The organism is Streptomyces sp. M-16, from assembly GCF_052114405.1.
Taxonomy (GTDB): Bacteria; Actinomycetota; Actinomycetes; order Streptomycetales; family Streptomycetaceae; genus Streptomyces.
The window spans coordinates 1-11085 of sequence record NZ_JBFRER010000175.1; the positions used below are offsets into that span (position 1 = coordinate 1).

The following is an 11085-nucleotide window of genomic DNA, read 5'->3' on the forward strand; positions in this document are numbered from 1 at the left end:
CCATGCCCGGTTGGTTAACTTCATAGTGTTTCGGTGGTCATAGCGTTAGGGAAACGCCCGGTTTACATTCCGAACCCGGAAGCTAAGCCTTTCAGCGCCGATGGTACTGCAGGGGGGACCCTGTGGGAGAGTAGGACGCCGCCGAACAACCCGCCCTTTTAGCTCAGTCGGTAGAGCGTCTCCATGGTAAGGAGAAGGTCAACGGTTCGATTCCGTTAAAGGGCTCCAACGAAAAGGCCCCCGCCTTGTGGCGGGGGCCTTTTTTGTTTTTCAGTCCAGGGACAGGGCGGCAGCGGAGAGGAACGCTTCGACCGCTTCCTCGAACTGGGCCTCCATGGCGATGACCGCACGGCGGCTCTCCGCATGGTTGATCTCGCCGAGCCTGGCGGATATCGCGTCCATGAGGGGACGCAGGGCCGGATCGTCCGCGACGAGCCGAAGACGGAACCTGGCGCTTTCGGCGGCCGCACCCAGGCGGTCGCTGTCCAGATGGGCGGCCAGGAGGGTGTCCCCGTCGGGAGGGTTGCGCCGGCGGAACCAGAGGGTGATGACCGCCCGCTTGAGATCGGGGACCGCGCCCGCGTAGGCGCCGAAGGCCGCCAGGCGTTCCTGTCTCAGCCGTTCCTGACGGGCCGCGGCCTCCGCGCGGGCGGCGGTGCGCCTTTGGAACGCGTACGTGCTCCATGACCCGATCAGTGTTCCGAGGACGGCGACCACGCTGGTCAGAACGGTATCCACGCCGGGGAGTCGACCACAGACCGCCGCGGCCCGCCAGAGGCCGTACCGCGGGCTCAGTCGCCCTCGCGCTGGTGGGGGACCCGGAAGGCCAGGATGGCCATGTCGTCCGAAGCCGGTTCCGCCGCGAAGCGCTCCACCGCCCGCAGGATGCGGGAGGCCACCGCGCCGGCGGTGAGGCCGGTGCAGGTGGTGAGGACGTCGGCCAGGCCGTCGTCACCGAGCATGCGTGCGCCCTCGCGGCGCTCCGTCACCCCGTCGGTGACGCAGAGCAGGACGTCGCCCGGGTCGAGGGTCAGGGTCTGTTCGTAGAGGTCGAGGTCCTCGATGACACCGAGGAGCGGCTGCGGTTCGGCGGCCGGGGTGACCTCGCCGTCCGGGCGCAGGCGCAGCGGGAGCGGGTGACCCGCGCAGACGACCTTCATCAGGGCGCCGCCGTCGGGCCGCGGGTGCAGTTCCCCGTAGAGGAGGGTGAGGAAGCGGCTGCGCGCTCCCTCGTCCAGGATGGCCGCGTTGAGGCGCTCCAGGACCGCCGGGCCGCCCAGGCCCTCGCGGGCGAGCAGGCGCAGGGCGTGGCGGGCCAGGCCGGTGACGGCGGCGGCCTCGGGGCCCGTCCCGCAGACGTCGCCGATGGCGAAGCCGTACACGCCGTCGCGGATCGGGAAGACGTCGTAGAAGTCGCCGCCCACCTCGTTGCCCTCGCCGGCGGCGCGGTAGATGACCTCGACCTCCATGCCGGGGATCGCGGGGGAGCCGGGCGGCAGGAGGCTGCGCTGGAGGGAGCGGCTGATGGCGGTGCGCTCGGAGTAGAGGCGGGCGTTGTCGAGGGCCAGGGCGGCGCGGCGCGAGAGGTCGTCGGCGAGTTCGAGGATCTCCTGGCGGAAGTGCTCCTCGCGGGGCTTGCCGAGGGTGAGCAGGCCGATGACGCGGTTGCGGGCGAGGAGGGGCAGGACCACCGTCTCGCCGCCGACCGCGTGGGCGGCCTCCGCCCAGGGCCGGGCGCCGGCCTCGCGGACCGGGTCGGGCGGGCTGACCCGGGAGAGCAGGGCCTTGAGGCCGTCGATGCGTTCCTCGTCCTCGTGCAGGACGTAGGCGAGGGTGGGGTCGGAGGCCTGGTCGGCGATGGTGTAGACGGCGCACCAGGTGGCCAGGGTGGGGACGGTCATCTGGGCCATCAGGGCCAGGGTCTGATCCCGGTCGAGGGTGCCGGCGAGCAGGTCGGAGGCCTCGACGAGGAAGGAGAGGGAGCCCCTGCGCAGCCGTTCCAGCTCGCCGAGCCGGGCGGACTCGACGGCGAGGGCGAGGCGGTCGGCGGCGAACTGGAGGCGCAGGGCCTCTTCGTTCGTGTAGCGGCCGGGGCTCTCTGCGGCCACGCCGAGGGAGCCGGTGAGCCGCCCTTCGACCTTGAGGGGGACGGTGACCACGGAGCGCATGCCGGTGGACTCCAGGAGCGGGACGGCTCCGGGCACGGCGGCGAGGTCGTCGTGGACGGCGGGCATCCGGGCCGAGCCGTAGCGGCTGGCGCCGGCCTCGACGGGGACGCGGGCGAAGCGCTGACGGGTGGAGGGCAGCCCGGTGGTGGCGCGGACCTCCAGTTCCGTCTCGTCGTCGGTGGCCAGGAGGAGGAAGGCGGCGTCGGCGTCGAGCATGTCGCGGGCCCGTTCGACGGTGCGCTGGAGCAGGCCCTCCAGATCGTCGGGGGCGGGGGAGCCGATGAACAGCTCGAAGGGGTCCGCGGGGCGCGGCTCGGTGAGCTGGCCGCCGTCGGAGGCGGGTACCCGGGCGGGGGTCTGGAGCAGGGCGCGCTCGTCGTCGTGGACGAGGAGGCAGACGATGGAGGGTTCGCCGTGGGCGTCGCGGACGCGCAGGTGGGAGGCGTAGACGGGGATGACGCGGCCGTCGGCGCCGCGGATGCCGTAGCTGCCCTCCCAGCGGGACAGGCGCAGGGCCTCGGCGACGCCCGTGCCGGTGCCGGGGGTCTGGGGCCAGGCGGCGAGCTCGGCGAGCGGGCGGCCCAGGGCCTTCTCGGCGGGGTGGCCGAAGATGTGCTCGGCGTCGTCGTTCCAGGCGGACACGGCGTCGGCGGAGTCGATCTGGACGACGGCCACGCGGACCCGGCTGTCGGCCAGGGGCAGCATCTGGTCGGGGACTACGGGGCCCGCGGAGCGGGTACCGACCGGCCGGTCCGGGAGGTCGAGGCGGAACCACACGTGTTTGTGGGTGGTGGTGTACTCGACGCCCCAGCGGGTGGCGAGGGCGGCGCAGAGCATCAGGCCGCGGCCGCTCTCGCGGTCGGGATCGGCGTACGGGCGCTGACCGGGGGGCTGGAGCGGGAGCTCGCGCTCCGGATAGCGGTCGGCGACCTCGACGCGTACGCCGTCCCCGGAGCGCAGGCACAGGACCTCGGCCCGGGTGCCGGCGTGGACCACGGCGTTGGTGACGAGCTCGCTCGTCAGCACCACGGCGTCGTCGACGATGTCCGCGAAGCCCCAGCCCTGGAGCGTGTCGCGGACGAACGCGCGGGCGGCGGCGACCGAGCGCCCCTGTGGGTCGAAACTGGCAGCCGCCCGTGCCGTGATCACAAGTCTCCTTCGACGCGGTGGGACATCGGAAGCCAGGTTACTTACCTTCGCGCTCGGGAGGAGCCGTCGTCGGGGATTCCACCCGCGGGGTGCGGCCGGTGTGCGATGGTGCCGGAGTGTTATGGCCTGGTGGGGCCGGGGTGAAACACTGGGCAGTCTTGGAGTGCCGGTCGTGGGTAGTCGGATGTCCGGTGGAACAGCGGTCGACCCTTTCTGGAGGGACACGGTGGAGTCTGGCGCAGCGGTGCGGCGTACGGGAACGCGCCCGAAAGGCGGACGGTCCCGGCGGGGCGGCACGACGGAAGTCGATACCGCCGCGCTGAACCGGCTGCTCACGGCCCTGGTGTCGATGCGGGACGGGAACTTCCGCAAGCGGCTGACGGTGTCCGGCGAGGGCGAGATGGCGGAGATCGCCGCCGTCTACAACGAGGTCGCGGACCGCAACCTCCACCTGACCGGGGAACTGTCCCGGGTCCGGCGGATGGTGGGGCGCGAGGGGAAGCTGAGCGAGCGGCTGGAGACGGGTGCCTGCGAGGGTTCCTGGGCGGCCGCGATCGACGCCTCCAACCAGCTCGTGGACGATCTCGCCCGGCCGGTGTCCGAGGTGGGGAGGGTCCTGTCGGCAGTGGCCGAGGGTGACCTGGACCAGCGGATGGACCTGCGGACGCAGACCCCGGAGGGGGTCGGGCATCCGTTGCGCGGGGAGTTCCTCAAGGTCGGCCGGACGGTCAACAACCTGGTCGACCAGCTGTCGGCGTTCACCGACGAGGTGACGCGGGTGGCGCTGGAGGTGGGCACCGAGGGCAAACTCGGCGGTCAGGCCCAGGTGCGCGGAATGTCCGGTTCTTGGAAGGACCTGACCGATTCCGTCAACACGATGGCGTACCGGCTCACCGCCCAGGTGCGTGACATCGCTCTCGTCACGACGGCGGTGGCCAAGGGCGATCTGTCGCGCAAGGTCACGGTGCACGTGGCCGGCGAGATGCTCCAGCTGAAGAACACCGTGAACACCATGGTGGACCAGCTGTCCTCCTTCTCCTCCGAGGTGACGCGCGTCGCCCGCGAGGTGGGTACGGAGGGCGAACTGGGCGGTCAGGCCAAGGTGCCCGGGGTCGCGGGCGTGTGGAAGGACCTGACCGACTCCGTCAACACGATGGCGGGCAACCTGACGGCCCAGGTGCGGGGCATCGCGCAGGTGACGACGGCCGTCGCGAACGGTGACCTGTCGCAGAAGGTGCGGGTCAGCGCGCGCGGAGAAGTGGCGCAGCTGGCCGAAACGATCAACCAGATGACCGAAACCCTACGGACCTTCGCGGACGAGGTCACGCGTGTGGCCAGCGAGGTCGGGGCCAAGGGTCTGCTCGGCGGCCAGGCGCAGGTGCCGGGGGCCGCCGGTACGTGGAAGGACCTCACCGACTCGGTGAACACGGTCTTCCGCAACCTCACCACGCAGGTGCGCGACATCGCGCAGGTGACGACGGCGGTGGCCAACGGCGACCTGTCGCAGAAGGTCACCGTCGATGTGGCCGGCGAGATGCTGGAGCTGAAGAACACCGTCAACACGATGGTGGACCAGCTCCAGTCCTTCGGTGCCGAAGTGACCCGGGTGGCGCGTGAGGTGGGCGTCGAGGGCGAGCTCGGCGGCCAGGCGCAGGTGCCGGGGGCCGCCGGTACGTGGAAGGACCTCACCGACTCGGTGAACACCGCCTTCCGCAACCTGACCGGACAGGTCCGCAACATCGCGCAGGTGACGACGGCGGTGGCCAACGGCGACCTGTCGCAGAAGGTCACCGTCGACGTCTCCGGCGAGATGCTCCAGCTGAAGAACACCGTCAACACGATGGTGGACCAGCTGTCCTCCTTCGCCGACCAGGTCACGCGGATGGCCCGGGACGTGGGTACGGAGGGCAGGCTCGGCGGGCAGGCGCGGGTCGAGGGGGTGTCCGGCACCTGGAAGGAGCTGACCGACTCGGTCAACTTCATGGCGGGGAACCTGACGTCCCAGGTGCGTCAGATCGCCCAGGTCACGACGGCGGTGGCGCGCGGTGACCTGTCGCAGAAGATCGACGTGGACGCCCGGGGCGAGATCCTGGAGCTGAAGAACACCATCAACACGATGGTCGACCAGCTCTCCGCCTTCGCGGAGCAGGTGACCCGGGTGGCCCGGGACGTGGGTACGGAGGGCAGGCTCGGCGGGCAGGCGCAGGTCCCGGGCGTGGCCGGGGTCTGGCGCGACCTGACGGACTCGGTGAACGGCATGGCCGGGAACCTGACCTCGCAGGTGCGCAACATCGCGCAGGTSRCCACGGCGGTGGCGCGCGGTGACCTGTCGCAGAAGATCGACGTGGACGCCCGGGGCGAGATCCTGGAGCTGAAGAACACCCTCAACACGATGGTCGACCAGCTCTCCAACTTCGCGGAGCAGGTGACCCGGGTGGCCCGTGAGGTGGGCACCGAGGGCATCCTGGGCGGTCAGGCCGAGGTCAAGGGGGTCTCGGGCACCTGGAAGGACCTGACGCAGTCCGTCAACTTCATGGCGAACAACCTCACCTCGCAGGTGCGCAACATCGCGGAGGTGACCACGGCGGTCGCCATGGGCGACCTGTCGAAGAAGATCACGGTCGACGCCAAGGGCGAGATCCTCGAACTGGTCACCACCGTGAACACGATGGTGGACCAGCTGTCCTCCTTCGCGGAGCAGGTGACCCGGGTGGCCCGGGAGGTGGGCACGGAGGGCATCCTCGGCGGTCAGGCTCGGGTGCGCGGGGTCACGGGCATCTGGAAGGACCTCAGCGACAACGTCAACACGATGGCCGGCAACCTCACCGCCCAGGTGCGCGGGATCGCACAGGTCTCGGCGGCCGTGGCGAACGGCGATCTGACGAAAAAGGTCACCGTCGAGGCGCGCGGCGAGGTCGCGCAGCTCGCCGACACGGTGAACACGATGGTCAAGACCCTGTCGTCCTTCGCGGACGAGGTCACGCGCGTGGCCCGCGAGGTGGGTACGGAGGGCCGCCTGGGCGGTCAGGCGCACGTCCCCGGGGTTTCCGGCACGTGGAAGGACCTCACCGACTCGGTGAACTTCATGGCCTCCAACCTGACCGGCCAGGTCCGGCAGATCGCCATGGTCACGACGGCCATCGCCAAGGGCGACATGACCAAGAAGATCGACATCGACGCGCGCGGCGAGATCCTGGAGCTCAAGACGACCATCAACACGATGGTCGACCAGCTCTCCTCCTTCGCCGACCAGGTGACCCGGGTGGCGCGCGAGGTGGGCACCGAGGGCATCCTGGGCGGCCAGGCCCGCGTCCGTGACGTGGACGGCACCTGGCGGGACCTCACCGAGTCCGTGAACGAGATGGCCGGGAACCTCACCCGGCAGGTGCGCGCCATCGCGGCCGTGGCCACCGCGGTGACCCGCGGCGACCTGAGCCTGAAGGTCGACGTGGACGCGGCGGGCGAGATCCAGGTCCTCCAGGACAACATCAACACGATGATCGTGAACCTGCGCGACACCACCCTGGCCAACAAGGAGCAGGACTGGCTCAAGGGCAACCTCGCCCGGATCTCCGCGCTGATGCAGGGCCGGCGGGAGCTGGACGACGTGGCCTCGCTGATCATGAGCGAGCTGACCCCGGTGGTCTCCGCGCAGCACGGCGCGTTCTTCCTGGCGCTTCCCACCGGCGGGAGCACGGAGATCGGGACGGACGGGCCCGGGGAGGGCTCGTACGAACTGCGGATGCGCGGGAGTTACGCGTACGCGGGCGGTCAGATGCCCATCTCCTTCCGGCCCGGCGAGGGTCTGATCGGCACGGTCGCCGAGGAGAAGCGGACGATCCTGGTCGAGAACACCCCGCCCGGCTACCTGAAGATCTCCTCGGGGCTCGGGGAGGCACCGCCCGCGCACGTGATCGTGCTGCCGGTGCTCTTCGAGGGGAAGGTGCTCGGCGTGATCGAGCTGGCGTCCTTCACGCCGTTCACGCAGATCCAGAAGGACTTCCTCAGCCAGATCGCCGAGATGATCGGTACGAGCGTCAACACCATCTCCGTCAACTCCAAGACGGAGATGCTCCTCAAGCAGTCGCAGGAGATGACCGAGCAACTGCGCGAGCGCTCCGACGAGCTGGAGAACCGTCAGAAGGCCCTGCAGGCGGCCAACGCGGAGCTGGAGGAGAAGGCCGAGCTGCTGGCGCAGCAGAACCGGGACATCGAGGTGAAGAACACCGAGATCGAGGAGGCCCGGCAGGTCCTGGAGGAACGCGCCGAGCAGCTCGCGGTCTCCATGCGGTACAAGAGCGAGTTCCTGGCGAACATGTCGCACGAGCTGCGGACCCCGCTGAACTCGCTGCTGATCCTGGCCAAGCTGCTCGCCGACAACGCCGACGAGAACCTGTCGCCGAAGCAGGTGGAGTTCGCCGAGACCATCCACGGCGCGGGCTCGGACCTGCTCCAGCTGATCAACGACATCCTCGACCTGTCGAAGGTCGAGGCGGGCAAGATGGACGTCTCGCCGACCCGGATCGCGCTGGTGCAGCTCGTCGACTACGTCGAGGCCACCTTCCGGCCGCTGACGGCGGAGAAGGGGCTCGACTTCTCGGTCCGGGTCTCCCCGGAGCTGCCCGCCACCCTGCACACCGACGAGCAGCGACTGCTCCAGGTGCTGCGCAACCTCCTGTCGAACGCGGTGAAGTTCACCGACAGCGGGGCGGTGGAGCTGGTGATCCGGCCCGCGGGCGGTGATGTGCCGGAGGCGATCCGGGAACAGCTGCTGGAGGCCGGCTCGCTGCGCGAGGCGGACGCCGACCTGATCGCCTTCTCGGTGACCGACACCGGGATCGGGATCGCGGCGAGCAAGATGCTGGTGATCTTCGAGGCGTTCAAGCAGGCCGACGGGACCACGAGCCGGAAGTACGGCGGCACGGGCCTCGGTCTGTCGATCAGCCGGGAGATCGCCCGGCTGCTGGGCGGGGAGATCCACGCGGCCAGCGAGCCGGGCCGCGGATCCACGTTCACGCTGTACCTGCCGCTGCACCCGAGCGAACTGCCGCCGCAGGGGTACGCGCCGCCCACGCCCGGCGGCGCCCGCGGGGAGTACCGCAGGGCGGCCGACGAGGCGCGTCCCGTGCCCCAGCCGGTCCCGGCGGTGCCCGCCCCCCTCGCGCAGGCGCCGGTGCGCCAGGCGCTCCCGGCGGCCGAACCCGCCGGGCAGGGCTCGTCGGCGCTCTTCCGGCGGCGCCGCAAGCAGCTGACCGACGCGATGCCGCGCACCGAGGTGCCGGGGCAGCCGTACGCGGAGGCCTGGGAGAGCGAGGAGCCGGCCGCGGCGGCGCCGCGGACGTACGACTTCCACGGGGAGCGGGTGCTCATCGTCGACGACGACGTGCGCAACGTCTTCGCCCTGACGAGCGTGCTGGAGCAGCACGGGCTCGCGGTGCTCTACGCCGAGAACGGGCGGGAGGGCATCGAGGTCCTGGAGCAGCACGACGACGTGTCGCTGGTCCTGATGGACATCATGATGCCGGAGATGGACGGGTACGCGACGACGTCCGCGATCCGGCGCATGCCGCAGTTCGCGGGCCTGCCGATCATCGCGCTCACGGCGAAGGCGATGAAGGGGGACCGGGAGAAGGCCATCGACTCCGGGGCTTCCGACTACGTCACCAAGCCGGTCGAACCGGATTACCTCCTGTCGGTGATGGAGCAGCACATGCGTGGAGACTGATCGGCGGGCGGGCGGTGACCGGAGGGCACGGGGGGAACCTTCTGCCCTCCCCTCACGTTTCCGCTTCGTGCACAGTGACATCTTGGTGACAGGGTGTGGCGATCTCGGGACTGGGGCTACGATGACCGGCACAAGGACGGACGGCGCAAGGATGCCGTCCTCTGGGGCGGGGCCCGGCGCGCATGCCGGAGCCAGGAGCCGGGGAGGCCCCATGYCGGGGCGAGGAGGACAGGGCATGGTGCAGAAGGCCAAGATCCTCCTGGTCGACGACAGGCCGGAGAATCTGCTGGCGCTGGAGGCCATCCTCTCCGCGCTCGATCAGACACTGGTCCGGGCGTCGTCGGGGGAGGAAGCGCTCAAAGCGCTGCTGACGGACGATTTCGCGGTCATCCTGCTGGATGTCCAGATGCCGGGCATGGACGGATTCGAAACGGCCGCGCACATCAAGCGGCGCGAACGGACCCGGGACATCCCGATCATCTTCCTCACCGCGATCAATCACGGTCCGCACCACACCTTCCGCGGTTACGCGGCTGGGGCGGTGGACTACATCTCGAAGCCGTTCGACCCGTGGGTGCTGCGCGCCAAGGTCTCGGTCTTCGTCGAGCTCTACACCAAGAACTGCCAACTGCGGGAGCAGGCGGCCCTGCTGCGCCTGCAGCTGGAGGGTGGCGGCTCCCACAACGGCGACGGCGGCAAGGAGACCGCCGGGCTGCTGGCCGAGCTCTCCGCGCGGCTCGCCGCGGTCGAGGAGCAGGCCGAGGCCCTGACCAAGCAGCTCGGCGAGGACGAGGCCGATGCCGGGGTCGTGGCGACCGCCGCGCACCTGGAGCGCAAGCTGACCGGGCTGCGCCGGGCCCTGGACGCCCTGGAACCGGGTGCCGGCGGCGGGGCGCCGATGCTGCCGGCCCAGGGCTGACGGACGGCGGGAGGCGCGGGGCCGTGCCGCCGACGGGCCCAAGGTCCGGAAGCGGGGCTTCCGCAACGCTGCCTGGCCGGGTGTCAGGTGTGCCGGTGCGTCAAAGCGCCTACGGACGGGGCGACACGAACGGGTGAAGGGGTGGGCACGCGTGTCCACCGGCGTGCGCACCGGTAATCTCGGGCCCATGGCCTCAAGTACGTCCGGCAAGGGTTCCCAGAGCACCGCGGGCACCGCGAAGGGCCGCACCGGCCGTACGACGGCGCCGGCGAAGAAGGCGGCTCCCGCCCGCAAGCCTCCCGCGAAGAAGGCCGCGGCGGCCAAGCGCCCCCCGGTCAAGAAGGCCGCCGCCAAACCGGCGGCGTCCCCCACGGGGGGCGTGCTGCGGCTGGTGCGCGCCTGCTGGCTCGGTCTCGCGCACGCCATCGGCGCGGTCCTGCGCGGGCTCGGCCGCGGCGCGAAGAACCTCGACCCCGCGCACCGCAAGGACGGGGTCACGCTGCTGCTGCTGGCCCTGGCCCTGATCGTCGCCGCCGGGACCTGGTCGAACCTGAGCGGGCCCGTCGGGGACCTGGTCACGATGCTGGTCACCGGCGCGTTCGGGCGCCTCGACCTGCTCGTGCCGGTCCTGCTGGGCGTGATGGCGGTGCGGTTCATCCGCCACCCCGAGCAGACCGACGCCAACGGCCGCATCGGCGTCGGCCTGACCGCCCTGGTCATCGGCGTCCTCGGGCTGGTCCACATCGCCTGCGGGGCGCCGGGCCGCGACGAGGGCACCACCGCGATGCAGAACGCGGGCGGGCTGATCGGCTGGGGCGCCTCCAAGCCGCTGATCTTCACCATGGGCGCGCCGCTGGCCGTGCCGATGCTGGTGCTGCTCACCGTGTTCGGGCTGCTCGTGGTCACCGCGACCCCGGTCAACGCGATCCCGCAGCGGCTGCGCGCGCTCGGGATCCGGCTCGGGATCATCGCGCCGAACGAGTACGACGAGCGGTACGCCGAGCGGGAGGCCGCGGGGCGCCGGGACCGCCACGACGCCGAGCAGTGGCGGGCCCGCACCGGGGCTGCCGCCGGCCCCGCCGGACCGGGCGGTCCGGACGATCCCGCCGACGCCGCCGAGGAGG

At 71.0% G+C, this 11085-nt stretch carries 4 protein-coding genes, 1 tRNA gene, 1 rRNA gene and 1 pseudogene; 5 read left to right on the plus strand and 2 right to left on the minus strand.

Translation table 11 applies throughout. The features are described 5' to 3' along the window. Window positions 1-29: 29 nt before the first annotated feature. Together rrf and AB4039_RS39460 are read left to right on the plus strand one after the other, a co-directional pair. Window positions 30-147, plus strand: a 5S ribosomal RNA gene (gene rrf, locus AB4039_RS39455). A gap of 5 nt (window positions 148-152) precedes the next feature. Next, a tRNA-Thr gene (locus AB4039_RS39460) sits at window positions 153-228 on the plus strand. Between the two features lie 42 nt (window positions 229-270). On the opposite strand, the gene AB4039_RS39465 is transcribed toward AB4039_RS39460, so the two are convergent. Together AB4039_RS39465 and AB4039_RS39470 are read right to left on the minus strand one after the other, a co-directional pair. Then, window positions 271-738 (minus strand): hypothetical protein, encoded by a 468-nt coding sequence (locus AB4039_RS39465; protein WP_266842734.1) that lies wholly within the window; start codon window positions 736-738, stop codon window positions 271-273. A 53-nt stretch (window positions 739-791) separates the two neighbouring features. After that, the gene (locus AB4039_RS39470) at window positions 792-3317 is read right to left on the minus strand and encodes a SpoIIE family protein phosphatase (RefSeq protein ID WP_266842735.1); all 2526 of its coding nucleotides are present in this window, start codon (window positions 3315-3317) and stop codon (window positions 792-794) included. A gap of 226 nt (window positions 3318-3543) precedes the next feature. On the opposite strand from AB4039_RS39470, the gene AB4039_RS39475 reads away from it, so the two are divergent. The 3 genes and pseudogenes from AB4039_RS39475 to AB4039_RS39485 form a co-directional block, all read left to right on the plus strand. Beyond that, window positions 3544-9042 carry a HAMP domain-containing protein gene (locus tag AB4039_RS39475; protein ID WP_442273036.1) on the plus strand — a complete coding sequence of 1833 codons (5499 nt, stop codon included), beginning with the start codon at window positions 3544-3546 and terminating at the stop codon, window positions 9040-9042. A gap of 235 nt (window positions 9043-9277) precedes the next feature. Continuing rightward, window positions 9278-9961 carry a response regulator gene (locus AB4039_RS39480; RefSeq protein ID WP_266842739.1) on the plus strand — a complete coding sequence of 228 codons (684 nt, stop codon included), beginning with the start codon at window positions 9278-9280 and terminating at the stop codon, window positions 9959-9961. Between the two features lie 187 nt (window positions 9962-10148). Further along, window positions 10149-11085: pseudogene (locus tag AB4039_RS39485) on the plus strand (cell division protein FtsK); the annotation flags it as partial.

Bases quoted from the DNA above. Each gene is read 5' to 3' on its own strand.
- AB4039_RS39480 (WP_266842739.1), top strand. From the start codon at position 9,278: ATGGTGCAGAAGGCCAAGATCCTCCTGGTCGACGACAGGCCGGAGAAT.